Source organism: Gryllotalpicola sp. CP2-P1 (genome assembly GCF_057512245.1).
Genome location: NZ_JBLRDT010000022.1, coordinates 1 through 22946, shown reverse-complemented (window position 1 = coordinate 22946; position 22946 = coordinate 1). Strand labels below are relative to the sequence as shown.

The window sequence follows — 22946 nt, the reverse complement described above, 5'->3', positions numbered from 1 at the left end:
GACGACGGCCAGGTCGCCTGGCTCGCATCGGCGGGCATCGACCTCATTCGCGGCCGCGCCCGCCTCGCCGGCCCGCATGTGGTCCAGGTGGGCGAGAAGAACGTGACGGCAGCGGCCGTCGCGCTCGCGACGGGGTCCGTACCGGTCCTTCCCGACATCCCCGGTCTGGCATCCGCCGCGCCATGGGGCACCCGCGAGGCGACGGCGGCCGACCACGTGCCACCGCGGCTCATCATCGTCGGCGGCGGCGTCGCCGGGGTCGAGCTCGCGTTCGCGTATTCCTCACTCGGCTCGCAGGTGACACTGCTGTCGCGGTCGGGGCTGCTCGATCGCGAGGAGCCGTTCGTCGGCGAGCGCCTGGTCGCCGCACTCGGTGCTGAGGGGGTCGACGTGCGGCTCGGCACCGTTCCCGCCCGCGTCGATCGGAACTCCGACGGCATCGTCACCGTCGCCTTCGAGGACGGCACCGACCTTCGAGCCGAAGAGATCGTCGTCGCGACGGGGCGCCGCCCGAACACCGATGAGCTCGGCCTCGAGACCGTCGGGCTCGACCCGGCGAGCCGCCTCGCCGTCGACGAGACGCTGCGCGTCGATGGCACCGATTGGCTGTATGCCGTCGGCGACGTGAACGGCCGTGCGCTGCTCACGCACCAGGGCAAGTACCAGGCACGCGCCGCCGGCGAGGCGATTGCCGCGCGACTGCGGGGCGATCAGGTGGACGACGCGCGTTGGGGAGTGCATGCCGCCACTGCCGATCACGTGGCCGTTCCCCACGTCGTGTTCTCCGACCCCGAGGTCGCGAGCGTCGGACTCACCGAGGCCCGCGCCCGCGAGCAGGGCATCACGGTTCGCGCCGTCGAGTATGACCTCGGTGCTGTGGCGGGCGCGAAGCTTCACGCCGACGGCTACAGCGGTCGGGCCAAGCTCGTGGTGAACGAGGACCGCGGCGTCGTCGTCGGCGCCACCTTCATCGGGCAGGACGTCGCCGAGCTGCTGCAGGCCGCGACCATCGCGATCGTCGGCGAGGTCACGATCGACCGGCTCTGGCATGCCGTGCCGGCATACCCGACGATGAGTGAGATCTGGCTGCGTCTGCTCGAGACGTATGGACGCCGCACCTGACCCCCCTCGCCACACATCCGATCACAAGAAAAGGAAGACTCATGACTACGAAAATCACGCTCATCTTCGACAACCCTGCCGACCCCGCCGCCTTCGAGGCGACGTATGCCGGCGCGCCGGATCTCGCGCGGGCGCTGCCCGCGGTCCAGCGCGTCGAGTCGGCCAAGGTGTGGCCGAAGGAGGACGGCTCGCCGACCCCGGCCCACCGCACGCTCGACCTGTACTTCGACACCTACGAGCAGGCATCAGCCGCGCTCGAGGCGCCGGCGGCCGCGGCGTTCTTCCAGAAAGTGGCGGCGACCGAGACATCGTTCACCGGCCTGTTCTCGGACGTCGAGAGCTGAGACCAGTGCACGAAAGGGCCTGCCCGACGAGTCATCGTCGCGCCGGCCCTTTCGTGACGCAGCGGATGTCGGCGGCCAGCACAACGTGCCAGCCGGCGCCGTTGCGCGCGAGCCCCATCAGCAGGATCGCAGCCCACTCGAGGGCATAGCTCGCCTCCCCGTGGAGGGTGCGCGCGCTGTCTAGACGAACGCTTATGCTGGCGACATGTCGAGGGCACGAGGCGACGAGAGCGACGCCGCCCTTTGGCTCGAGACGCTGAGCGGCACGACGGCATCCTTCGGTGTCATCTACGACCGCCACCGCCGCCAGGTGTTCCGCAAGGCGTTCGTGCTGACCGGCGACGTCAGCGACGCCGAAGAGGTCGTGGCGGTCGTCTTCCTTGAGGTGTGGCGCCGCCGCAAGGATGTGCGCATCGTCGAGGGGTCGCTGCTGCCGTGGCTGTACACGACGACGGGGCTCGTGGCGCTGAACCTGGAGCGTGCGAAGCGACGGCACCGCATCGCGCTCGCGAAACTGCCGGCGCCCCTGCCAGCCCCCGACATCGCCGGACTCGTCGCCGAGAGCATCGACGGCGTCGAGCAGGCGCGTGCCGTCCGCGACGCGCTGTCACGGCTGAATGCGCGCGAGCGGATCGTCGTGCAGCTGTGCCTCATGGACGAGCTGCCGCTCGCGCAGGCCGCAGCGGTCTTGGACCTACCCCTGGGAACGGTCAAGTCGCGGCTGCACCGCGCCAAGGAGAAGCTGCAGGATCTGCTGGCAGGCTCGCGCACTGCAGCAGCGGATGACAACCTGTTCGAGGAGGTGAGCCGTGAGTCCGGACGACGAGCTGGTGGCGCCACCGCGGGATGACGCGATCCGCGGTCTTCTGCTCGACGTGATCGAGGCAGAGCCCGCTGCCCGGCAGCGGCGCATCCGCCGGCGCTGGGCGGTGTGGGGCGGCGTCGGCGTGCTGATCGCCGCGAGCGTCGGCGTCGGCGCAGGAGTCGTCGTGAAGGCCCGCAGCGTGAGCAACACCTCGATCGTGCACTGCCTGTCGTCGGCGCACGAGGGGCTTGGCGGGAAGTACCCGGATGCCTCCGCGACGCTCGCGCAGTCCTCAGGTGAGCCCCGGGTCACCGACGCCGTGAGTCTGTGCACCCAGATGTGGCAGCAGGGCGTGCTGGAGCCCGGCTATGACCCGACCGCGACGAGCAACCCGCCGGGCACGGTGCCAGCTCATCTGACCGTGTGTGTGATGAAGGACGGCAGCGCAGCCGTGGTGCCGGGCGACGGCCGCGACCTGTGCCAGTCGATCGGACTGGCGCCGCTCAAGCGGTGAGCTGCGGCTGAATGAAGGCAAGGAGCTCGACGGCGCCGCGCGGTGCGCGATTGAATGCCGTCGCGATCTCCTCCGTGACGTACTTGACGGTTGCGCGGAACACGAGCTCGTGATGCTCGTTCTGCCACTCACCGAACCAGAGCACGAGCCCTTCCGCGGCTGAAAGCAGGGACTGACTTGCTTCGTCCAACTCTGCTCGTGTCCACCGCGTCGGCACGACCGTGAGTGCCCCGTCATAGACCGGCCCGAGAGCGGCAGCGACGGCCTCTTCGTCCCGGGCCACGGCGACGAAGCGATGGGTGCCGTCGCGTTGCTGGAAACTCTCGAGTGAGAGCAGCGCGCCGGACTTGCGCACCGCCGCCTGCGCGGTCAGCTGGGCACGGCTGACGACAGGTCTTCCACCGTGCGGCGGCACATGGTGCTCGTCCGGCCGGCCGGGGCTCCATGACGAGAACACGGGGTCGCGCAGCGCGGCTCCATCCCATGTCCCCGTCGCGGTGACGAGCTGACCACGGTGCCGCTCCGTCACCCGGAGTGCGGTGCGTCCGAGACTTATCAGCTGCACGGCCTTCGCCGACTCCCAGCTGAGACCGATTCCGGGAGCCGTGAAACCCTGGTGGTGGAGCAGCCCGACCTCGCCCGCCTGCTCCACCAGAATGCCCGAGGCACGCGCGGCCATGCCCGTCTCCAGGATCAGGTCACTTATCGTCATGCGCCGGGCCTCCCGCATCGGGCTATGCACTCAAGCTAGCCGCACGTCACCTGGGACGATGCTGAAGCATGCTCGATCGCCTTCGCATCTGAGGGCTGCAGCACAATGAAGCCATCCTTTTCGGCGCACATCACCATCCAATAAGTCGAAGAGGGACACGTGTTGGAGACGAACTCCTCGCACTTGAAAGCAAAGCTCGGCTGCACTTTGATCAGGTAGTTCATGCGCGCCTTGCATTTCGCCTCCGTTGTTATATGCGACGAGTCATAGGGCGACCATGTGAGGATCTGAGGGCTCACAACGTTGCTGCTTGCAGGCGTCGCCGCGAAACTATGCGTAGAAGCCAACAGCGGGGTGGCAGCATCGGCAGGCGCAAGGGAAGTGAGACCTATCCCGAGGCCGAGCACGAGAGCGGTGATGCCGGCGAAGATCGGCCGGGAGAAGCGAGAAGGGGTCACGGTTCATGCCTTTCTGCAGTGCGATACCGCCACACGTAGCGGATGCGGCCGAGCCGGTCGCATGTAGGGATATGTCCGCTCACGTCGAAAGGTTCCAACCGGCTCAGCCGAACTGGCCGGTCGGTCTGAACACGAGGGATTTCACCTTGTCGTTCAGCAGGTTGCCCACGGAGTCGCAGATCGGCGTGCAGGTGATCCGGTCACCGGCGTAGGAGGTCTTGCTGTACAGCGTCACCCAGCAGCCCGTAGAGGCGGCGGCCGAGCTGATGCTGTTGTCCCAGCCGGAGGCGAGGCTCGAGAAGCCGTAGGTGACGCCCTTGCACACTGTGCCCGAGCCGTAGAGCGTGAGCTTCGCGCCGGTGAGGTTCGCGTTCTTGTAGACGCTGCCGAGGACGACCTGTGCGGCCGCGGCGCTCGGGGCGTTCGGCGACAGGGCGCGCGCCTGGGGCGACGTCACGCCGACTCCTGTGAGGTAGGCGTCGAGCTCGTCCTGGGTGTCGAAGCAGACCGGGTCGCTCATCGCGCCGTCGGTGGTGATGTGGCTGGCGCAGAAGTCGCCGGCGGGGTCTTCGTCAGCGCCGGGCAGCACGACGGCTGCCTGTGCGGCGGCGGGGGTGAGCAGCAGGCTCGCGGCGAGGCCGAGAGCGGCCAGGAGTGACGGGGTTCTCACGGGAGCGGTCCAATCTGTCAGGCCTCACGAGTTCGAGGCAGACAGATATGTCCGATGGATGCGCGAAGGTTCCCGTGGCCGCGGGCGCACGAAGCAGCTGTGGCCGAGGCACGCAGAAGGGCCGGGACCCTCGGGGGATCCCGGCCCTTCGTGGAGCTGGATTCGGCGTTTGTCTAGCCGTTGCGGTTCGGCGCAGGGCGGCTGTTTTCGCGGTCGCGATTCCGTCGATTGCGTCGGACGTTGTGAACAATCGACCAGACGATTGCAACGATGATGGCGAGGATCAGCAGGTTAACCAGCAACCCCAGCCACGAGAAGTCATGAAGTGTGCCCACGATTGCTGTCTCCTATCCGAGTTGGAAGGACCCTCCGCTGTAGTAGACCTTCACGTCGTCATACATTGTGAAGTAGGCCTCGGCTGCAGTATAGGTGGCGGACCGGTTCCAGGTGTACGAATGGCTCGTGGTCGTCGTGCTCGGGTTAGCGCTGTAGACGAGCCCGACTCCGCCCTGTCCGACGATTCCGTATCCGCGGGGGTGCGCCTCGATCGTCGACTTGGTGACAGCCGAGCCTGTTGAGATCTTCACCGTCGTCGACCAGTGCCAGGTCAGTGGGCCACCAGTGTGAGAGATCTTGTCGCTTGCGCTGGCCTTGTGGGTGCCGGACCCTCCGGACGCTCCGCCGGAGATACCGGCCGCGGTGTGCACCGCGACCTGGGACGGATCGAACACCTGCGCGTTCGGAGTTGCGTAGGCCTCGACAAACTCGGCGTCTGCCGCCGAGAACTGCTGGCCGACCTCGTAATCCGAGTCGATCTGAGCGAAGCGTGCCCTGATCTGGTCCTCGTCGAGGTTCTTGTTCTGCGGATACGTGACATCTGCCACAGGAACCGGCTCGATCGCTTCGGCCTGTGCCGGGGTCAACTCCTGTTTGACAACGGACACGCCAGAGTCGACGTGAAGCGAAGAAGCTGGCTGGCTCGCCGCGTGCGGCGAGGCGCAGCCAGCAAGGGCGAGGAGCCCGGCGGTGAAGACACCGGCTATGGCCGCCATCCGAGTGCGCGTTGTTTGCAAGGTGTTTCCTTCCATAGGATCTGCGCGGCCGCAGTCGGCCGCACGAACTCTTATGTCCGAAGGAGGCGCCGAGGTTCCGGTTTCTACCCCCGCACGGTGACCCCAGTTCTAGGGGTGGGCGGCGATGGAACCTTTTCCGGGCAGCGGACATATCCCTATGACGACTCGTCAGAACAGCACGTCCTTGGAGACCACATGAGCGACACCACAGCACGCCCTGAAGACCTCGATCTTCCGGCCACGAGGCCGCTGGACCTCAGCTACCTCGTCGAGCAGGCGATGAACGCCAGCCCGGAGGCGCACGTGCAGGAATAGCAGGTCTTCCGCCTTGCGGCTCTTGCTGTCGTCACCATCGGTGCGGGGCAAAGTGGGGAAGGTGGCGTCAGTCTCGGCGTCTGCCGAGAGGGAGTCCGAGAGTGCCCACGGTGCTCGAGACGCGGCAGCGTGTTGGGCCGGATGACCAGCGGCCGGCTCTACGACGCCATGGTCCACCTGAACGAGGCGAAGGGGGCGCGTGCCCTGAGGAGCCTGTGTCTCATTCTCATAGACAAGCGAGACTGCGATCGCGGCGGGGAACCGCAACTCGGCCCGCTCGATGACCGCTGCGAGCAGTTTGTCGGCACTGTCCGCAATCCATTTGCCATGAGGCCGCGACCCCATTCCCGTCGACGTCGACGCGGATGCGCCCTTCCCTGCCAAGCCGGGGCCGAGCCTCCAGTGCTCTTACGGCTGAAGGCCGGCGATGCCGTCTGGCATCATCAACTCCGTCAGCCTGACCAGCGCCTCCGGCAGCAGATCCCGGAGCGGACGCTGCTCCGAGGGATCGATCCACCGTTGTTCGGCGGCTTGCTGGGTGAGGAGACCGATCCCGGCGATGAGGTATGCGTCACTGGCATCGACACCGCGGTCTACGAGCGCCGACGCGATCGCTGCCGTCAGCGCGGCGCGCTTGCCCTCCTCCCGCTCTTGGAGTTCGGGCGTCGCCTCAATGATCACGCGGCGCTGCGCCGCCGGTGCTCGGAAGTCCTCGAGGACCTCGTCGGCGGCGGCCTGGAGACCCACTATGACGGCATCAAGCGGCCTCGTTTCGGCGGGGCAGGCGGCGATCGCACGAGCGACAACCTGCTTCTGGATCTCTGACGTTCGGCCGAACAGCACCTCGCGCTTGCTCGCGAAGTGATTGAAGAAGGTGCGCTCCGTGAGACCGGCCCGCTGCGCGATCTCTGCGACCGTCGTCCGATCGAACCCCTGCGCGACGAACAGCTCGATTGCTGCGTCGTGCAGGCGCTCCATGGCGTTGGGCTCCCATCGCGGCATGGCACCAGTGTATCTGTTTGCAGTGACTGCAATCAGGGCGTACAGTGATTGCAGTTACTGAAATGACCTGCGCTTGGCAGGCCGAAGGATGGAGCGAAGATTTGCGCGTATTCGTCACCGGCGCGTCCGGTCACATCGCCTCTCGGGTGATTCCGGCGCTTGTTGCAGCCGGCCACACGGTCACCGGGCTCGCCCGCTCCGATAAGTCCGCCGCGGCCGTCGCTGCGCGTGGCGCCACCGTCGTGCGGGGCGACCTCGCCGACCGGGACATCCTCGGCGCGGCGGCGCACGATGCCGACGGCGTGATCCATCTCGCGTTCGACCACGAGCGGCAAGGCTCCGGTGATCTGCTGGGAGCGACTGCGGCTGACTTCGAAGCCGTGCAGGCGATCGGAGCAGCGCTTGCAGGCTCAGGCAAGCCGTTCGTCGGCACGAACGCCACGGCAGGCATGGTGCTCGCCGGCGCCACGGGCGAGCTGACCGAGCTGGATGCGCTGCCGGGCGGGCCCCGCATCGACTCCGAGAACGCCGTGGTTGCGCTCGCGGAGCAGGGCGTCCGGGCATCCGTGGTGCGTCTGCCGCCGGCCGTGCACAGCAACGGACGTTTCGGCTTCGTGTCCGGCCTCCTGGAGATTGCCAAGGTCGCCGGCGTCGCCCGGTACATCGGCGACGGCGCGAATCGGTGGCCGTCGGTGCACACCGACGACGCCGCAGCTCTGTACGTCGCTGCGCTCGAGTCGGCCCCGGCTGGCAGCCGCTTGCACGCCATCGCCGAGGGTGGCATCCCGATACGCGAGATCGCTGCGGCCGTCGGACGTCGCCTCGGGGTGCCGACCGCGTCGATCTTCCCCGAGGCAGCCGGGAAGGCATTCGGCTACCTCGCTCCCTTCGTCGGCATTGACGACCCGGTTTCCAGCCAGCTCACTCGCGACTCACTCGGCTGGCAGCCGACTCGCCCCGGGCTCATCGACGACCTCGATGCCACTCCCGCGGCGAACCACTGAATCACCACGAATCCCATCAAGGAAAGAAGAAGCACTGTGCCCATCGTGCTCATCACCGGCGCCGGAACCGGCATCGGCAACCTGACCGCCCGCTCATTGGCCCGCGCCGGTCACACGGTCTACGCCAGCATGCGCAACCCGAAGGGCGATCACGCGCAGGAGCTCCTGCGCTGGGGCGCGGCCGAAGGCCTCGACCTCCGCACCGTCGCCCTCGACGTCCAGTCCGAGGAATCCGCGCGGCAGGCGGTCGCCGCCGTCGTGGCCGAGGCCGGCCAGCTCGACGTCGTCGTGCACAACGCCGGTCACCTGGCCGTCGGCTATGTCGAGTCGTTCACCGCAGACGACATTGCGCACCTCGTCGACATCAACATGCTCGGCGCGCAGCGGGTGAATCGCGCGGTTCTGCCGCACATGCGTGAGCGCGGCACCGGGACCCTGCTGTATGTCGGCAGCACGTCGATCATCGACGTCCCGCCGTTCCTCGGCCCGTACGTCGCATCGAAGGCGGCATTCGACGTGCTCGCCCAGGCCACACGGTACGAGGTCGCGCCACTGGGCATCGAGTCGGTGATCGTGATGCCCGGCCCGTTCACCCGAGGCACGGCGCACTTCCCCAACGCCAGCCACGCGTCCGATACCGCCGTGGCCGCTGGCTACGCGGTGCTCGACCCGATGGTCGCCCGCAACCTCGAGGCGACGAACAGCCTGTTCGAGGACGGTGTCGACCCTGACCCGATCAGCGTCGCCGATGAGATCGCGCGCATCCTCGCGCTGCCGTTCGGCGAGCGGCCCTTCCGCAGCATCGTCGACTTCACGCGCTTCAGCGTCGACGACATCGTCGAGCAGACCGAGGCTCACATCCGCGAGTCCATGACCCATATGGAGCTCCAGCAGCTCCTCACCATCAAGCAGAACGGCTGATCAATGTACGTCACCGGAAACACCGTCTTCATCCCCGGCGCCACCAGCGGCATCGGGCTCGCCCTCGCCCGGCGCTTCGCCGAGCGCGGTAACACCGTCATCATCGGCGGCCGACGCGTCGATGTCCTCGAACGGCTCGCCGCAGAAGAGGGCTTCGACACGGTCGAAATCGACATCACGGACCCGCACAGCATCACTGCCGCCGCCGCACACGTGATCGGCAAGCACCCGGAGCTCAACGTCGTCCTCGCCATGGCCGGCATCCAGAAGCCCGAAGACTGGCACTCCGCCGACGGCTTCCTGACCACCGCCGAGCAGACGGTCGCGACGAACCTCCTCGGCCCGATCCGCCTGATCGCGGCATTCACCGAGCACCTGCAGTCACGCCCGGACGCCGCGATCATCACGGTCTCCTCGGGCCTGGCATCCGTACCGCTGGCGCTCACGGCGACGTACTGCGCAACCAAAGCGGCGATCCACTCGCTCACTGAATCTCTGCGATTGCAGCTTGCCGACACGTCCGTCCAGGTGATCGAAATCGTGCCGCCTGCCGTGCAGACCTCGTTGATGAACAACGTCAACAATCCCCGAGCCATGCCGCTCGATGCGTTCGTCGACGCCTCATTCGCCATCCTCGAGACCGAGCCGGATGTGCATGAGGTCCTCGTCGAGAACGTCAAGTTCCAGCGCTTCGCCGAGCGCCGCGGCGAGTACGAGAAGGTCCTCGGCGTCATCAACAGCGGCCACCAGGGCTGAAGCCCCTGTGAGACCGGCGGAACGCTCACACGCGATCCGCCGGTCTCTTCCTATGCCCGCGTCAGCGCGCGGCCCTCCCCACCCCGCTTCCGTTCTCCTCGAAGGACACCTATGTCCGCACCGAATCCGTCGTCCACGCTCAGCCCATGGTGGGCGGTGATCATCGCATGCCTCGGCATGACGATGAGCTTTCTGACGATCACCGCCACCGTGACATCGATCTCCGCGATCGCCGCAGACCTTCACCTCGTTGCCGCCCAGCTCGTCTGGGCCAACAGCTCGTACACCCTGGCGGTTGCGGCTGTTGTACTGTCTTCCGGAGCGCTCGGCGACCGAATCGGACGGCGGACCGCCCTGCAGACGGGTGCCGCCATCCTCGCCGCCGGAGCCGTCCTCACCGCACTCGCGTGGGCACCCGCCGCCGTGATCGGCGGCGAACTCGTGATGGGACTTGGCGCGGCCCTCATCGTTCCGAATAGCCTTGCCATCGCCGCCACTGCCTTTCACGACGCTGCGCGCCGGGGCCGAGCGCTCGGCATCTGGGCGGCCTGCTCCGGCATCGGCTTCGCCATCGGGCCGCTCACTTCGGGCCTGCTTCTCGCTGCGTTCAGCTGGCACGCCGTATTCGTCGTGAACGCCGTCGTCGCAGTAATCATCGTTGCCCTGGCGCCCTTCGGCGTCACCGAGACGCACGGCAGGAGCGGAACCGTCGACATCGCCGGCAGCAGCATCGCCGCCGTCGCGATCGCAGCGCTTGTGCTGGCGTAGTCGAGGGGATCCGCCTGGGGTTCGGCTCGCCCGTGCCTGCGGTCAGCACAGCTGTGTTCGTCGCCGGCACCGTCGTGTTCGTCATCGTTGAACGGCGCGTCGCGAGCCCGGTCGTGTCATTCCGCGCATTTCGGTCCCGCACCGACGTCGGCGCCCTGCTCGTTGCCGCCGTGGCGCTGTTCTCGTTCGCCGGGGTCGCCCTGTTGGCGACTCTCGAGATTCAGCAAGCACAGGCACTGTCGGCTCTCGCCGCCGGCGTCCATCTACTGGCGCTCACCACCGCTTTCATCGTCACGAGCACACTCGCCGCGGGCGCGGTCAGGCTCGCCGGGCACTTCGCCGTCATCATGACCGGGCTCGGCGCAACACTGGCAGGAACGCTGACCTTGTGGTTAGCCGATGCGGCAAGCCCGCTGTTTGCAAGCGACGCCGGGCTTGCGCTGATCGGTGCCGGCCTCGGGCTACTGATCGCGCCGACCACAGCGCTCGTCATCGACCATGCCGAGGCGGCCGACGCCAGCATGGCGGGCGCGGTCGTCACCACGCTCCGGCAGATTGGAGCGGCGTTCGGAGGCGGCGCACTTGGCGTCGTCGTCACCAACCGCGCGGCGGTGCACCAGGGCCACGGCCTCTCTCCGTCGGTGACGTTCACGCTCGCCGAGCATGACGCGCTGGCCGTGCTCGCAGTCATCCTCGGAGGGACGACCGTCGCCGCCGCGTTCCTCCTCCGACCTCGCCTGCAACGCCGCCCGACTCGCGCACGAGACTCAGCGATCACGCCGAGTCATCAGGACATCACGAGCTGACCGCTGCGCCATCGAAGCGATCGCAGACGACCCGCTACAGACGCCGTCGCACTTTCACTCCACGTGTCCCGACCCAGGACTACTACCAACCCCAGAAACGACTGAAGCCCCTCCTCGCGGAGGGGCTTCAGTAAACGATGACCCGAGACAGCTGTAAACGATGTCCCGGCACATCACACATGGCGGTACCGGTGGGATTTGAACCAGCGTACCGGCCCCGGAATCACGCGGCTCGCGGTCTTTTAACCCCGGTCAGACCCGTTTTCCTGATCTGCGCGCATCAGGCTGATCAGGTTGTGGCGGTTTGAATTGGTACATCGAATGCGCTCCCGATATCGGGCCCCCCTCATCCGAGCGCTATCGCCGGCGCTGAGCTGGCCCCAGCTCGTGCGCGCCGTAGCTGTTGTCGTCCGGGTTGACGGTGACACCGGGTGCGACGAGTTCGTCGATCCGGTCGAGCACGTCGGCATCCAACTTCACCTCGACCGCCGGCAGGTACGACTCGAGTTGCTCCATGGTGCGCGGGCCGACGATGGCCGAGGTGATCCCCGGGTGGTTGATGACGAAGGCGATCGCGAGCTCGATCAGGCTGATGCCGCTCTGGTCGGCGAGCGCGGCGAGGTCTTCGACGATGTCGAGTTTGCGCTGGTTCGCGGGGCTGCTCATGTCGAACCGGGCGCTCGGGCGCGCAGACGAGGTCGGCGCGGACGCGGAATCCTTGCGCCACCTGCCCGAAAGCCAGCCGCCGGCGAGCGGGCTGTAGCTCAGTGCGCCCATCCCGTGCCGCAGGACGGTCGGAAGGACGTCTTCCTCGATGCCCCTGACGAGGATCGAGTAGGGCGGCTGCTCGGTCACGAATCGCTCGAGACGACGCTCTCGGGCGGCCCACTGAGCCTCGACGATCTGCGAGCCCGAATACGATGACGAGCCGAGATATCGCACCTTCCCCTGGCGAACCAGGTCGGTGAGGGCGCCGAGCGTCTCTTCCACGTCAGTGTCGGGGCTGGGGCGGTGCACCTGGTAGAGGTCGATGTAGTCGGTGTTCAGACGCCGCAGCGAGTTCTCGACCTCCTGCATGATCCATCGGCGCGATCCGCCGCGGTGGTTCGGCGCGTCGTCCATCGGCATGAAGAACTTCGTGGCCAGGAAGACGTCGTCGCGGCGGCCGCCGAGGGCCTCGCCGATGATCGCTTCTGAGACACCGCCGGAGTAGACATCGGCCGTGTCGATGAAGTTGATGCCGGCATCCAACGCGCGGTGGATGATGCGAATGGAGTCGTCGCGGTCGTCGTTGCCCCACGGGCCGAACATCATCGCGCCGAGGCACAGGGGGCTGACGTGCACGCCGGTGCGGCCTAGAGAGCGATAGTCCATCTTCCAGTCCTTTCCGGTCAGGGGCGCCGGTACTCGGCGTCGCTCAGGTGTTCCAGCCACGTGGTGGTTGTGGCCGGGTCGTCGCCGTTGTCGAGCATCGCGAGGTGCTCCATGAAATCGTCCGGCGTTGCGCCATGCCAGTGCTCTTCGCCCGGTGGCGTGTAGACGGTGTCGCCCGGGCGAGCTTCGATCACACGGCCGTCGCGCGTCCCGATCAGGGCGACGCCCTCTGTGATGTGGAGCGTCTGCCCGAGCGCGTGCGAGTGCCAGGCAGTGTGCGCTCCCGGAGAGAAGCGGACTCGACTGACCACCATTCGCTGGCCAGGCTCGTGGGGCAGGGCGATCGCGTCGACCCAGACATCGCCGGTGAAGGTGGCTTGCGGCCCCTTCGAGGTCGGCCTCTTCGGTTCCAGTTCCATCGCGTGGCTCCTTTCGCGCTCAGGCGTCGGGGATCACCATGTCGAAGCGCTCCGGCCGCGGCACATCCGGGTCGGGGCCGTTCCGCACCCCCGTGTTGAGCCCGTCAATGCGCGCGAGCTCCTCTGCCGAGAGCTCGAAGTCGAAGACGTCGAAGTTCTCGGAGATGCGCCCGGGGTTCGTGGACTTCGGAATCGCGGAGCGTCCTTCCTGCAGGTGCCAGCGCAGCATTACCTGCGCGGCACTCTTGCCGTGCGCCGCGGCGATCTCCTGCAGGGTCGGGTCGTCCATGACACTGCGGCGCTCGTCACCGAACCCGGGGTAGAACGTGATGCCGCCGATGGGCGACCAAGCTTGATCGAGGATGCCGTGCGCGGCATCCGCCTCGCGCACCTCCGGCTGCGTGAAGTAGGGGTGCAGCTCGATCTGATTTACGGCGGGCACGACGGATGCCTCGCCAAGTAGTCGCTCGAGGTGGTCAGGCATGAAGTTGCTGACCCCGATGGCACGTACCTTCCCATCGGCATACAGAGTCTCGAGCGACTTATAGGCGGCGATGGTCTTCTCGAACCGGTCGGTGGCCGGCTGGTGCAGGATCAGCAGGTCGAGCTGCTCGACGCCCAGCTTTCCGACTGCCTTGTCGAACGCGTGCAGCGTCTCGTCCTGGCCGTAGTCGGAGACCCATACCTTGGTCTCGATGAAGACGTCGTCGCGCGGGATTCCGGAGCGGCGGATTCCTTCGCCTACCTCCCGCTCGTTGCCGTAGGCGGCCGCGGTGTCGATGTGCCGGTATCCGGTCTCCAAGGCGGTCTGCACCGCCTGGATCGTCTCCTCGGGTGGGGTCTGGAAGACGCCGAAGCCGAGTGCCGGCAGTTCGACGCCGTTATTCAAAGTCAGGGTGATCATGATTCTCCTCAGAATTCTTCGACCGGGATAAGGCTCAGGGTGACGTCGTAGACACTCTCACCCACGACGCCGCTGACGATGCGCTGCCCATATCGGTCGTACTTCCGGTGATATGCCTCGTCAATCCCGGCCTGGTCGCTAGCGCTGGGGCGGCCGAATTCGACGTTCTTCTCGACACCGCCGGCCCGGATACGCCCGCGCCCACTGCGCAGGGCGCGCGCGAACCATGGGTTCGTCGCTCCGTACGCCGAACGCACGAAGATGTCGCCGCCCACTCGCACCACCCAGATGGTCACGTAGGGGCGCAGCGTGCCGTCTCGCCGGTACGACGCGATGCTCAACTCGTCCGCCTGCCCGATTCCGGCCAGTTCGGCCTCCGACCAGCCGCTCAACTCGGCGCGCCATCCTCGGCGAAGACGGTCTTTGCGACCTGAATGGCGGACATGGCCTTCGGCCACCCTGCGTAGAACGCGAGGTGGATGATCTCCTCCTTCAATTCCACCTCGGTCAGCCCGTTCTGCTTGGCGAGCCGCAGATGTGACACGAGCTGCTCGGTGCTGCCGGAGGTGACGAGGCTCGCGACGGTGACCAGGCTGCGATCGCGGCGCGAGAGCGCCGCGCGAGACCAGACGTCGCCGAACAGCACATCGTCGGTCAACTCAGCAAGCTTCGGTGCGAAGTCACCAACCGCCTTCTGCGCGGGGCTCTGAGGCTTGTCTGACATGTCGTCTTCCTTCCCGGTCACGGCTTGACCATGACCTTCAACGCGGTGCGCTCGTCCATCGCGCGGTACCCGTCCGGCACGTCGTCCAGGCCGATCTCGCGGTCGAAGACGCGACCGGGCTGAACGGTTCCGTCGAGCACTGCCGGCATGAGCTGCTCGATATACGCGCGCACCGGCGCCGGTCCGCCCGTGAGAGTGGTGTTCTTGCCGAAGAACGGCCAGCCGATCTCGGCATCGCGATACTGCGGAACGCCGACGCGAGAGATGACACCGCCGGGCCGCACGATGCCGACCGCCTGCTCGTAGGCGGGCAGGTGCCCGACGGCTTCGAGCACACGCCGCACGCCGCGGCCCCCGGTGAGCTCACGGACCCTGGCAATGCCTTCCTCGCCGCGCTCTGCGACGACCTCAGTCGCGCCGAACTCACGACCGAGATCGGTGCGCACCCGGTGGCGCCCCATCAGGACGATCTGCTCTGCGCCGAGCTGCTTCGCCGAGAGCACCGCGAGGAGCCCTACCGCGCCATCGCCAATGACGGCCACGCTGTCGCCGGCGGTGACTCCGGCGCGCACCGCGGCGTGCCACCCCGTGCCGTACACGTCGGAGAGACTGAGCAGCCCGGAGTAGAGGGACTCATCGACGGCCCCCGGCACCTTCACGAGCGTCCCGTCTGCAAGCGGAACGCGCACGGCCTCGGCCTGGCCACCGCCGGTCCCGAGTTCGGTGTCGTTCCAGAACCCGCCGTCTTCGCAGGAAGTGTGCAATCCCTCTCGGCAGTACTCGCAGGTGCCGTCGGAGACTGCGAACGGGGCGATCACGAAATCGCCCTTCTTCACGGTGGCGACATCCGCTCCGACCTCTTCGACGACTCCGATGAATTCGTGGCCCATCGTCGTGCCGCCGGGCGTCTCCGGTAGGGAATGGTATGGGTGCAGGTCCGAACCGCAGATGCAGGCCCTGACGACCCTGACGATCGCGTCGGTGGGGTAGCGCAGCACCGGATCCGGCGTGTTCTGCACACGCACGTCGCCGGCCCTGAACATGAACGTGGCTCGCATGGATTCCTCTCGTCGAGCGAAGCTGACGGAATTCAGTCAACGCGGCGGCCGAGATGTGCGGGAGTGCACGGTGTTCCAGGTACTGGCAGTGCCTCCCGCGTCCTCGGTCGCAAGGCGTAGCGTCGAGTGCATGACTGGGCGAGACGACGTGCGAGAGTTCCTGGCGTCCCGTCGCGCACGCATCACGCCGGAGGCCGCCGGGCTTCCGGTCTATGGCGGAAACCGCCGAGTGAAGGGCCTGCGGCGCGAAGAAGTCGCCATGCTCGCTGGCATGAGCGTCGACTACTACGTCCGCCTCGAGCGGGGCAACCTCGCCGGTGCATCCGAATCCGTCCTCGACGCCCTCGCCAATGCCCTGCAGCTCGACGAAGCCGAGCGCGAGTACCTCTTCGACCTGGCCCGCGCCGCCGGACCCGCACGGCGAAACCTCAAGTCCGGCGCCGAGGGCATCCGGCCCTCCGTTCGCCAGATCCTCGACGCGATCACCGACGCCCCGGCCTGGGTGCGCAACGGGCGCCACGACATCATCGCCGCCAACGTCATGGGACGCGCGCTTTATTCTCCGGTGTTCGACGGCGCGCACCGTCCCGTGAATACAGCGCGCTTCACCTTCCTCGACTCCGCCGCGAAGACGTTCTGGCGCGACTTCGACCGCATCGCGCACGACGCGGCGGCAATGCTCCGGCTCGAAGCCGGGCGGCACCCTCACGACCCCGAGCTGATCAAGCTCATCGGTGAGCTGTCGACGCAGAGCGAGCTATTCCGGCAGCAGTGGGCGTCGCGCGACGTGAAGTTCCACCGCAGCGGTGTCAAACGGCTGCACCACCCCGTCGTCGGCGACCTCGACTTGGACTACGAGTCCATGGACCTCTTCGGGCAGCAGGATCTCGCGCTCAACGTCTACACGGCGCGCGAGGGCACAACGACATCCGATGCACTCAAGCTGCTCGCCTCATGGGCGGCTGATCAAGCCGAGCACTTCGTGCTCGAGGAGTCACCGACGCGCAACTAGGTTGGGGGGACGATCCGCGCCGTATAAGCAAATTGCAGAAAATGTGCAATACACTTATACACGTGATTTCGAGCGTGGTGCTGCAACTGCTTGCCTCAGGCGGGCTGCGAGCTGTGCCATTTGGCTCTGAAGCGCTGCGCACGGATGACGGACAGGAGTTGTGGATCGCGCGGGGGTCACGGAGGCCCACCCCCAGCGACGTGGAAGCTGAGCTCCGCCGGCTCGAGGACCGTCCTGGGCGTGTGCTGGTGACGACGACGGCCGCATCGAGCGGGCTGGCGAAGCTCGCCACGGCCCAGCCGCGGCTCGTGGTCGTCGAGACTCTGCCCGGCGCCGTATGGGTGGACGGGGTTCGTCGGCAGGCCGAGCCACTCGACCCTGGTGCCGAGACAGCGCCGCGGCGCCCCCGTGGACCCCGACCGTATTCCGCTTTGGCGATCGCACGGCTTCTACTGGCATCCCCCCTGCCTCGCACACAAACGGCGATTTCGGCATCGCTCGGCGTTTCGCAAGCAGCCGTGTCGCTCGCGTTCCGGCGCTTGGGGTCTCTCGTCATTCACGAACGAGGTGGGTGGGTCGCAGCCGACCCCGGGGCCCTCTTCGACTGGGCGGTAGACGAGTACCCCGGCGCCGGCGGCATCGCGACTTACTGGTGGAGCGATCGGCCGCTGACGGTGCAGGCAGACGACGCAAGTTTGGGTACCCGCTCGCTCATCTCTGGGGACCTTGCCGCCGATCACTGGAACGGATGGCGCGTGTCTGAGCACGCAGTCGTATACGCCGCCCACGGGCTCGATCCCGCAAAGTACGGCTTCGCTGCCGCCAGTCCCGACGACTACACGATCGAGATCACGGTGCCTTCCGACCCGACGCTCTGGACAACGGCCCACGCGTTTCGTGCTGGCGATCCGGTCTTCGCGGATCCCGTGGTCGCGAGCTTCGACGTACTGCGCACCGGCTCGACGGGAGACCAGGCCGACGCCGTGGCGCGCCTGCGCGAGTGGACCCTCCAAAATCTGGCGCGTCAGAGGCGCAGCAATGGCTAACGCCGCCTACCTCTTCGCGCAGAGCGCGACCGACGACGCGGCCTATGTCGCGTTGGCCGACCTTGCCGAACTGCTCAAAGATCGCCCCGCGGCTCGCATCATCGGTGGTCATGCCGTCTCGTTGCTGTCTGCCGCGTTCCCCGCGTCGGGGATGGTAGAACGCCGGACAGGCGACGCCGACGCGGGAATCCCCGTCGAACTGGCCGACACCGGCGAACCGCATGCGGCCCTCGAGAGCGCGGGGTACAGCGCGGTCAATTCGAACCGATATGTCAAGGATGGTTGGGATCCGCCAGCGCCGACAATCGACGTGCTGATCCCCAGCCTGGGCGGACACTTCCGGCCGGAAGTGCGGGCAGGGCGCGAGTTCGATGCCATGCCGGGTCTGAACCTCGCGCTGGGCGACGGCGGAATTCCCGTCGACACCGTCGCCAGGCTCCGCGACGGAACCGAGCTTGCCACTGTCACCGTTCCCGAGGTCGAGCTCATGGTCGTCCTGAAGGCCATCGCGTGGGCCGGCCGCGGTGCACAAGGCCCGAAGGACGCGATCGATCTCGCCAATCTGTTCGCGGTCGCCGACAACTATGACGCAGCCGACATCGGCGGATGGCGCCTCGGCGAGACCGCTCTGATCGGAGCAAGGAAGGACGCTGCAGCATCGTTGCACCGTCTGGCTGACCACGCCGATGCGGGTTGGCTGGCGAGAACGCCGATCGACGCCCGCCTACTCACAGTTCGCATCCGCCGCCGGGTGACCCGCCCATAGCTGCGCGGTTCCGATGGGCATCCCAGAATCGCCGCCAATTGGTACATGAAACGTGTTTGTACCAGCGAAACAAAACCCCCGAGGCCAGTAAAATCAAGGCATCGGGGGTTTTGTACCAACGCGGTACCGGTGGGATTTGAACCCACGGATGGCGTGAACCATCACATGTTTTCGAGACATGCTCCTTCGGCCGCTCGGACACGGTACCAGGATCGATCTTACGGGAGCACACGCCGCGAAGCGAATCGGGTGCGCCGACCCGCCGCGCGCCGTCCTACTTCTTCAGCTGAGACGTGAGCGTCGACTGCAACTTCTTGAGCGCTTCCTCCGGCGTCGACTTCAGCGAGAGCACCTCCTGCGCGAACGTCGTCATCGCCGGCGTGCTGTCGACGAGCGTGACGTTCGCGAACAGCGCGCTGCCGCCCGGCGCCGCCCAGGTCTTCGCAATGGGCTGCCAGGCCGAGATCATCTTGGCGGCGTTCTTGTCCGACTGGAACTCAGGCGTCGCGGCGATCGACTTGAGAACGGGCAGGCCGATGCCGGTGTTCTTCGTCCACAGCAGCGCCATGTGCTTGTAGTAGTAGGTCAGGAAGGCCTCCGAGCCCTTCTGGCTCGGGGTGTTCTTGTACATCATGATGTTGTTCGGGAACGAGAGCGCGCCCTTCGCGCCGCTCGCCGACGTGAGCGGGTCGCCCACGTACATGTCCGGCCCGACGTCGCCGGCGACCTGCTGCGCCAGGCCGGGCGCTTCGAGGCCCATCGCGAACTTCCCCGCCTTCCACTGCGCGTAGGCGTTGCTCGTCGTGTACCCGACCGTTCCCGGGTCGGCGTAGCCCTTGCGCACCATCTCGACCACGAAGTCGAGGGCGTCGATGTTCGCCTTGGTGACGCAGTTCGGCTTCTGCTCCTCGTCGAACAGTCCCCCGCCGTTGTTGATCATGAGGCTCACGAGCGCCTGAAATGCATTCCCTTGCGCACCGGATGCCGCGCCGAAGCCGTACGCGCCGATCTTCTTGAGTGCCGCACAAGCGTCGAGGTACGACTGCCAGTCCGTCGGCGGCTGCACCCCGGCCTTCTCCAGCAGCTCCTTCCGATACCAGAGCACGCGCATGTCGAGGTTGTAGGGCACGGCCGCGTAGCCCTGGGGCGTCTTCATCGTGTCGATGAGCCCCGGCAGGAAGTCGTCGAAGAGGCCGTTGTCCTTCCACGCATCGAGCAGATCATCCGCGTAGGCGATCTTTCCCTGCGCCGCGAACTGGAAAGCCTGCGTCCCGCTGCCGCTGCTCACCGCCGGCCCCGTTCCCGAGGCGATGGCGGAGGAGAAGGTCTCGGTGAAGTTCGCCCAGGCGATCGACTGATAGATCACGCCGGGCAGCGAGCCGCTCGGGCTGTAGCCCTCGGTGATCTTCTTGTCGGTCGGGGCGAACTGCGTTCCGCCCCACGGCATGTTCCAGAACTTGAGCTGCTTCGAGCTCGAGCGCGACGGCGTGCAGCCGGCGAGAGCAAACGCCGCGGCCGCACCCCCGGCTGCGAAGAGAAGACTGCGACGCGACAGCTGTGCCGACGGGGACTGATTCATGGCTTACTCCGATCCGGCGATGGCCGGCGCTCGACGTTGAACGAAAACATGATGCGGGATAGTTTGCGCAACTTTTCGGCGCGGGAATCCCAGCAATGCTCAACCTACAACGATGGAACCCGAAGGCAACAGCAGCTTTCGAGTCGAGTTGCGCAACTTTTCGTCGCTTCCGGCGAGCACCGCGGGGCGGCGGCCGAATGTCGGTGGCCGCGCCTAGCGTGAGGGCATGCCGAAAACCGCCACGACATTCGCCTGTACCGAGTGCGGCTGGTCCACCTCGAAATGGGTCGGCCGCTGCGCCGAGTGCGGCGAGTGGAACACCGTCGTCGAGGCGGCGACGCCGAGCGGCGTGCTGCGCGCGGTGAATCCTGTCGCGATCGGCGGGGCACGTCGCGCACGCCCCATCGTCGAGATCGAGGCGGATGCCGCGAGCCACTGGCCCAGCGGGATCGTCGAGTTCGACCGGGTGCTCGGCGGGGGCATCGTGCCCGGCGCGGCCATCCTGCTGAGCGGCGAGCCCGGCGTCGGCAAGTCGACTCTGCTGCTCGAGGTCGCGTCGAAGGCCGCCGCCGCATACGACCGCGTCCTCTACGTCAGCGCGGAAGAGAGCGCGAGCCAGGTTCGCCTGCGCGCCGAGCGCACGGGCGCCCTGCACGGCAATCTGTACCTCGCCGCCGAGACCGAGCTCGGCGCGATCATCGGGCAGATCGACGCCGTGGCGCCGGGGCTCGTCATCGTGGACTCCGTGCAGACCGTCTCGAGCGAGAACGTCACGGGCCTCGCCGGCGGCCCCGCGCAGGTGCGTGAGGTCGCCGTGACGCTGATCCGGGTCGCGAAAGAGCGCAACATCCCGATCCTCATCGTCGGCCACGTCACGAAAGAGGGGAACGTCGCCGGCCCGCGCCTGCTCGAGCACCTCGTCGACGTGGTGTGCCAGTTCGAGGGCGACCGCCAGACGCCGCTGCGCTTCGTGCGTGCGCTCAAGAACCGCTTCGGGCCGACCGACGAGGTCGGCTGCTTCGAGATGACGGGCGACGGCATCGCCGAGGTGCCAGACCCGAGCGGGCTGTTCCTCTCCCGCTCCGTGATCCCCGTCTCCGGCACATGCGTCACGATCGCGATGGAGGGAAGACGGCCGCTTCCCGTCGAGGTGCAGGCTCTCGTCGTCCCCACCGAGGCTTCCAACCCGCGCCGCATCACGAGCGGCGTCGACCCCGCCCGCGTCGCCATGCTCGTGGCCGTGCTTGATCGCCGCGCCGGCCTCGAGGTGCTGCGCAAGAGCGATGTGTATGTCTCGACGGTCGGTGGGGTGCGCGTGACCGAGCCGGCGGCCGACCTCGCCATTGCTCTCGCGATCGCGAGTGCGACCAGCGGCGGCACCGTCGCGAACGAGACGGCCGCCTTCGGCGAGATCAGTCTTGCGGGCGACATCCGCCCCGCTCCATCGGCGAAGCAGCGCGCCAGCGAGGCCGGGCGGCTCGGCTTCACGACGCTCATCGACTCCGATGCGCTGCACGTGAGCTTCGCGATCCCCAAGGCCGTGACCGTCGCGCCGCAGCAGCGGGGGTGAGCACCCATGGGGAGCACTCCCCACGCCGACGTGTCCCCCAAGCAGGCTACGATTCGTAGAACCGTCGGGAGGGGTAGGGATGACGCACGGAGTCGACGTCAGCGCGCACAGCGCGACCGGCCGCGTGCGTTCCATCAATGAGGACTCGTTCCTCGCGAGCGACCCCCTCTTCTTCGTCGCCGACGGAATGGGCGGTCACGCCTTCGGCGACCGCGCCAGCCAGGCCGCCGTCGCCACCCTCGCCGAGCGGGTGCCAGAGGGCAGCGAGCCGACGCCCGACGACGTGCTCGAGGCCGTCACCGACGCCAACCTCGCCGTGCGGTCGCTCTCGACGCACGGCGAGACCGGCATCGCCGTCGCCGGTACCACGCTGGCGGGCGTCGCCCGGGTCGTCACCGAGACTGGCCCGCACTGGATGGTCGTCAACGTCGGCGACTCCCGCGTCTACAGCTGGGACGGGCGCTCGCTCACGCAGCTCACCGTCGACCACTCCGCCGTGCAGGAGCTCGTGGATCGCGGCAAGATCACCGAAGACCAGGCGGCGCACCACCCCGAGCGCAACGTCATCACGCGCGCGCTCGGCGCCGACGACGTCATCGAGCCCGATGTGTGGGTGCTGCCCTACGACCAGGTGCGCACCTTCCTCATCTGCACCGATGGCCTCACCAAGCTGCTCACCCGCGAGATGATCAGCGGCATCCTCGCGGGCGACGTCGTCTTCGGCGACGAGCCCGAGGGCACCATCGCGCAGCAGCTCGTCGAGGCCGCCGACGTCGCCGGTGGATATGACAACATCACCGCCATAGTGATTGAATCGCACGCGAGCGACGCCGGCGGCGACGCAGACCAGACACACGAGCGGGGGCTCGGTGTCTTGGAAGAGACCAGGCCGAGGGGGTAGAGCCGCGTGTTGAGGGTCCACGCGACCGCACCCGGGGGGTGGCTGACGGTCGCGATTCCCGGCGCTGTGCTGCTGGTCGAGTCATCGCCCGCGCGCACGCCCGACGCCGACGCGCTGCTCGAGGCCCTGCGTTCCGGCGACCCGATCCCTGCCGCGCTCGACCTGCTGACGGCGGGCGGCTTCAGCGCCATGCCGTCGTTCGCTCTGCTCGAGTACCGCGGCCAGAGCGCGCACTACGTCGTTCGAGGCGGGGTCGAGCTGAGCTTCACGGGGCCGGGCGGGGAACGGTCCGCCACCGGCGCCGGCATCACCACGTGGAGCGA

The 22946-nt window shown here is 67.4% G+C and carries 27 protein-coding genes, 1 tRNA gene and 1 pseudogene; 15 read left to right on the top strand and 14 right to left on the bottom strand.

Translation table 11 applies throughout. The features are described from left to right. From ACM2XV_RS03405 to ACM2XV_RS03390, 4 genes are all read left to right on the top strand, one after another. A partial coding sequence (locus tag ACM2XV_RS03405) for a dihydrolipoyl dehydrogenase family protein (RefSeq protein WP_487025962.1) occupies window positions 1-1122 on the top strand: 1122 nt, incomplete at its 5' end. Between the two features lie 41 nt (window positions 1123-1163). After that, entirely contained in the window at window positions 1164-1466 is a 303-nt protein-coding gene (locus ACM2XV_RS03400) for an EthD family reductase (protein ID WP_487025961.1), read from the top strand. A 205-nt stretch (window positions 1467-1671) separates the two neighbouring features. Continuing rightward, window positions 1672-2316 (top strand): RNA polymerase sigma factor, encoded by a 645-nt coding sequence (locus ACM2XV_RS03395; RefSeq protein ID WP_487025960.1) that lies wholly within the window; start codon window positions 1672-1674, stop codon window positions 2314-2316. Then, window positions 2276-2785: a hypothetical protein gene (locus ACM2XV_RS03390; RefSeq protein WP_487025959.1), complete on the top strand. Its 510-nt coding sequence runs from the start codon at window positions 2276-2278 to the stop codon at window positions 2783-2785. Before ACM2XV_RS03395 ends, ACM2XV_RS03390 begins: the two co-directional genes overlap by 41 nt. Here ACM2XV_RS03390 and ACM2XV_RS03385 read toward each other — a convergent pair. From ACM2XV_RS03385 to ACM2XV_RS03360, 6 genes are all read right to left on the bottom strand, one after another. After that, the gene (locus tag ACM2XV_RS03385) at window positions 2775-3497 is read right to left on the bottom strand and encodes a hypothetical protein (protein ID WP_487025958.1); all 723 of its coding nucleotides are present in this window, start codon (window positions 3495-3497) and stop codon (window positions 2775-2777) included. The genes ACM2XV_RS03390 and ACM2XV_RS03385 overlap by 11 nt on opposite strands. 35 nt (window positions 3498-3532) lie before the next feature. Next, on the bottom strand, window positions 3533-3955 hold the full coding sequence (locus ACM2XV_RS03380) for a hypothetical protein (RefSeq protein ID WP_487025957.1): 423 nt from the start codon (window positions 3953-3955) through the stop codon (window positions 3533-3535). 103 nt (window positions 3956-4058) lie between these two features. After that, window positions 4059-4625 carry a peptidase inhibitor family I36 protein gene (locus ACM2XV_RS03375; protein ID WP_487025956.1) on the bottom strand — a complete coding sequence of 189 codons (567 nt, stop codon included), beginning with the start codon at window positions 4623-4625 and terminating at the stop codon, window positions 4059-4061. Between the two features lie 173 nt (window positions 4626-4798). After that, on the bottom strand, window positions 4799-4960 hold the full coding sequence (locus ACM2XV_RS03370; RefSeq protein ID WP_487025955.1) for a hypothetical protein: 162 nt from the start codon (window positions 4958-4960) through the stop codon (window positions 4799-4801). A gap of 12 nt (window positions 4961-4972) precedes the next feature. Further along, window positions 4973-5713: a hypothetical protein gene (locus ACM2XV_RS03365; protein ID WP_487025954.1), complete on the bottom strand. Its 741-nt coding sequence runs from the start codon at window positions 5711-5713 to the stop codon at window positions 4973-4975. A gap of 708 nt (window positions 5714-6421) precedes the next feature. Then, entirely contained in the window at window positions 6422-7015 is a 594-nt protein-coding gene (locus tag ACM2XV_RS03360; protein WP_487025953.1) for a TetR family transcriptional regulator, read from the bottom strand. A gap of 101 nt (window positions 7016-7116) precedes the next feature. On the opposite strand from ACM2XV_RS03360, the gene ACM2XV_RS03355 reads away from it, so the two are divergent. The 5 genes from ACM2XV_RS03355 to ACM2XV_RS03335 all read left to right on the top strand — a co-directional run bounded on the left by ACM2XV_RS03355 (window position 7117) and on the right by ACM2XV_RS03335 (window position 11270). After that, window positions 7117-8019, top strand: a complete 903-nt coding sequence (locus ACM2XV_RS03355) for an SDR family oxidoreductase (RefSeq protein ID WP_487025952.1) — start codon at window positions 7117-7119, stop codon at window positions 8017-8019. Between the two features lie 36 nt (window positions 8020-8055). Further along, window positions 8056-8940, top strand: a complete 885-nt coding sequence (locus tag ACM2XV_RS03350; RefSeq protein WP_487025951.1) for an SDR family NAD(P)-dependent oxidoreductase — start codon at window positions 8056-8058, stop codon at window positions 8938-8940. A gap of 3 nt (window positions 8941-8943) precedes the next feature. Beyond that, window positions 8944-9696, top strand: coding sequence for an SDR family oxidoreductase (locus tag ACM2XV_RS03345; protein WP_487025950.1), 753 nt, complete (start codon window positions 8944-8946; stop codon window positions 9694-9696). A 111-nt stretch (window positions 9697-9807) separates the two neighbouring features. Further along, window positions 9808-10464, top strand: coding sequence for an MFS transporter (locus tag ACM2XV_RS03340; RefSeq protein WP_487025949.1), 657 nt, complete (start codon window positions 9808-9810; stop codon window positions 10462-10464). Window positions 10465-10496: 32 nt separating this feature from the next. Continuing rightward, a complete protein-coding gene (locus tag ACM2XV_RS03335) occupies window positions 10497-11270 on the top strand; it encodes an MFS transporter (protein ID WP_487025948.1) in 774 nt (257 codons plus the stop codon). A 357-nt stretch (window positions 11271-11627) separates the two neighbouring features. Here the strand turns inward: ACM2XV_RS03335 and ACM2XV_RS03330 are convergent, their stop codons facing one another. Genes ACM2XV_RS03330 through ACM2XV_RS03305 form a run of 6 tightly spaced genes read right to left on the bottom strand, consistent with a single transcriptional unit; the run spans window position 11628 to window position 15749 of the window. Next, window positions 11628-12644: an aldo/keto reductase gene (locus ACM2XV_RS03330; RefSeq protein WP_487025963.1), complete on the bottom strand. Its 1017-nt coding sequence runs from the start codon at window positions 12642-12644 to the stop codon at window positions 11628-11630. Window positions 12645-12661: 17 nt separating this feature from the next. Continuing rightward, window positions 12662-13063, bottom strand: coding sequence for a (R)-mandelonitrile lyase (locus ACM2XV_RS03325; RefSeq protein WP_344776625.1), 402 nt, complete (start codon window positions 13061-13063; stop codon window positions 12662-12664). A 19-nt stretch (window positions 13064-13082) separates the two neighbouring features. Beyond that, window positions 13083-13967, bottom strand: coding sequence for an aldo/keto reductase (locus tag ACM2XV_RS03320; protein WP_487025947.1), 885 nt, complete (start codon window positions 13965-13967; stop codon window positions 13083-13085). 8 nt (window positions 13968-13975) lie between these two features. Continuing rightward, window positions 13976-14359 (bottom strand): DUF2255 family protein, encoded by a 384-nt coding sequence (locus ACM2XV_RS03315; RefSeq protein ID WP_487025946.1) that lies wholly within the window; start codon window positions 14357-14359, stop codon window positions 13976-13978. After that, on the bottom strand, window positions 14356-14691 hold the full coding sequence (locus tag ACM2XV_RS03310; RefSeq protein WP_344776631.1) for a carboxymuconolactone decarboxylase family protein: 336 nt from the start codon (window positions 14689-14691) through the stop codon (window positions 14356-14358). Before ACM2XV_RS03310 ends, ACM2XV_RS03315 begins: the two co-directional genes overlap by 4 nt. Before the next feature lie 17 nt (window positions 14692-14708). Next, on the bottom strand, window positions 14709-15749 hold the full coding sequence (locus ACM2XV_RS03305) for an alcohol dehydrogenase catalytic domain-containing protein (protein ID WP_487025945.1): 1041 nt from the start codon (window positions 15747-15749) through the stop codon (window positions 14709-14711). A 130-nt stretch (window positions 15750-15879) separates the two neighbouring features. On the opposite strand from ACM2XV_RS03305, the gene ACM2XV_RS03300 reads away from it, so the two are divergent. The 3 genes from ACM2XV_RS03300 to ACM2XV_RS03290 all read left to right on the top strand — a co-directional run bounded on the left by ACM2XV_RS03300 (window position 15880) and on the right by ACM2XV_RS03290 (window position 18573). Continuing rightward, complete coding sequence (locus ACM2XV_RS03300; RefSeq protein WP_344776634.1) at window positions 15880-16761, top strand: helix-turn-helix transcriptional regulator; 882 nt, start codon at window positions 15880-15882, stop codon at window positions 16759-16761. Window positions 16762-16823: 62 nt separating this feature from the next. After that, window positions 16824-17807 (top strand): hypothetical protein, encoded by a 984-nt coding sequence (locus ACM2XV_RS03295; protein WP_344776635.1) that lies wholly within the window; start codon window positions 16824-16826, stop codon window positions 17805-17807. Further along, window positions 17800-18573, top strand: a complete 774-nt coding sequence (locus ACM2XV_RS03290; RefSeq protein ID WP_487025944.1) for a hypothetical protein — start codon at window positions 17800-17802, stop codon at window positions 18571-18573. The genes ACM2XV_RS03295 and ACM2XV_RS03290 overlap by 8 nt, the downstream gene beginning before the upstream one ends. A gap of 121 nt (window positions 18574-18694) precedes the next feature. On the opposite strand, the gene ACM2XV_RS03285 is transcribed toward ACM2XV_RS03290, so the two are convergent. Both ACM2XV_RS03285 and ACM2XV_RS03280 read right to left on the bottom strand, forming a co-directional pair. After that, window positions 18695-18781, bottom strand: a tRNA-Ser gene (locus ACM2XV_RS03285). 66 nt (window positions 18782-18847) lie between these two features. Beyond that, the gene (locus ACM2XV_RS03280; protein WP_487025943.1) at window positions 18848-20152 is read right to left on the bottom strand and encodes an ABC transporter substrate-binding protein; all 1305 of its coding nucleotides are present in this window, start codon (window positions 20150-20152) and stop codon (window positions 18848-18850) included. A 226-nt stretch (window positions 20153-20378) separates the two neighbouring features. Here ACM2XV_RS03280 and radA point away from each other — a divergent pair, with 226 nt between their 5' ends. The 3 genes and pseudogenes from radA to ACM2XV_RS03265 form a co-directional block, all read left to right on the top strand. Then, a complete protein-coding gene (radA, locus tag ACM2XV_RS03275) occupies window positions 20379-21722 on the top strand; it encodes a DNA repair protein RadA (RefSeq protein WP_487025942.1) in 1344 nt (447 codons plus the stop codon). A 79-nt stretch (window positions 21723-21801) separates the two neighbouring features. Beyond that, the gene (locus tag ACM2XV_RS03270) at window positions 21802-22623 is read left to right on the top strand and encodes a PP2C family protein-serine/threonine phosphatase (protein ID WP_487025941.1); all 822 of its coding nucleotides are present in this window, start codon (window positions 21802-21804) and stop codon (window positions 22621-22623) included. A 9-nt stretch (window positions 22624-22632) separates the two neighbouring features. Next, window positions 22633-22946 (top strand): annotated as a pseudogene (locus ACM2XV_RS03265) (FHA domain-containing protein); the annotation flags it as partial.

Bases quoted from the DNA above. Each gene is read 5' to 3' on its own strand.
- ACM2XV_RS03400 (WP_487025961.1), top strand. From the start codon at position 1,164: ATGACTACGAAAATCACGCTCATCTTCGACAACCCTGCCGACCCCGCC.
- ACM2XV_RS03395 (WP_487025960.1), top strand. From the start codon at position 1,672: ATGTCGAGGGCACGAGGCGACGAGAGCGACGCCGCCCTTTGGCTCGAG.
- ACM2XV_RS03385 (WP_487025958.1), bottom strand. From the start codon at position 3,497: ATGACGATAAGTGACCTGATCCTGGAGACGGGCATGGCCGCGCGTGCC.
- ACM2XV_RS03365 (WP_487025954.1), bottom strand. From the start codon at position 5,713: ATGGAAGGAAACACCTTGCAAACAACGCGCACTCGGATGGCGGCCATA.
- ACM2XV_RS03360 (WP_487025953.1), bottom strand. From the start codon at position 7,015: ATGCCGCGATGGGAGCCCAACGCCATGGAGCGCCTGCACGACGCAGCA.
- ACM2XV_RS03345 (WP_487025950.1), top strand. From the start codon at position 8,944: ATGTACGTCACCGGAAACACCGTCTTCATCCCCGGCGCCACCAGCGGC.
- ACM2XV_RS03340 (WP_487025949.1), top strand. From the start codon at position 9,808: ATGTCCGCACCGAATCCGTCGTCCACGCTCAGCCCATGGTGGGCGGTG.
- ACM2XV_RS03330 (WP_487025963.1), bottom strand. From the start codon at position 12,644: ATGGACTATCGCTCTCTAGGCCGCACCGGCGTGCACGTCAGCCCCCTG.
- ACM2XV_RS03325 (WP_344776625.1), bottom strand. From the start codon at position 13,063: ATGGAACTGGAACCGAAGAGGCCGACCTCGAAGGGGCCGCAAGCCACC.
- ACM2XV_RS03320 (WP_487025947.1), bottom strand. From the start codon at position 13,967: ATGATCACCCTGACTTTGAATAACGGCGTCGAACTGCCGGCACTCGGC.
- ACM2XV_RS03310 (WP_344776631.1), bottom strand. From the start codon at position 14,691: ATGTCAGACAAGCCTCAGAGCCCCGCGCAGAAGGCGGTTGGTGACTTC.
- ACM2XV_RS03305 (WP_487025945.1), bottom strand. From the start codon at position 15,749: ATGCGAGCCACGTTCATGTTCAGGGCCGGCGACGTGCGTGTGCAGAAC.
- ACM2XV_RS03300 (WP_344776634.1), top strand. From the start codon at position 15,880: ATGACTGGGCGAGACGACGTGCGAGAGTTCCTGGCGTCCCGTCGCGCA.
- ACM2XV_RS03290 (WP_487025944.1), top strand. From the start codon at position 17,800: ATGGCTAACGCCGCCTACCTCTTCGCGCAGAGCGCGACCGACGACGCG.
- ACM2XV_RS03280 (WP_487025943.1), bottom strand. From the start codon at position 20,152: ATGAATCAGTCCCCGTCGGCACAGCTGTCGCGTCGCAGTCTTCTCTTC.
- radA (WP_487025942.1), top strand. From the start codon at position 20,379: ATGCCGAAAACCGCCACGACATTCGCCTGTACCGAGTGCGGCTGGTCC.
- ACM2XV_RS03270 (WP_487025941.1), top strand. From the start codon at position 21,802: ATGACGCACGGAGTCGACGTCAGCGCGCACAGCGCGACCGGCCGCGTG.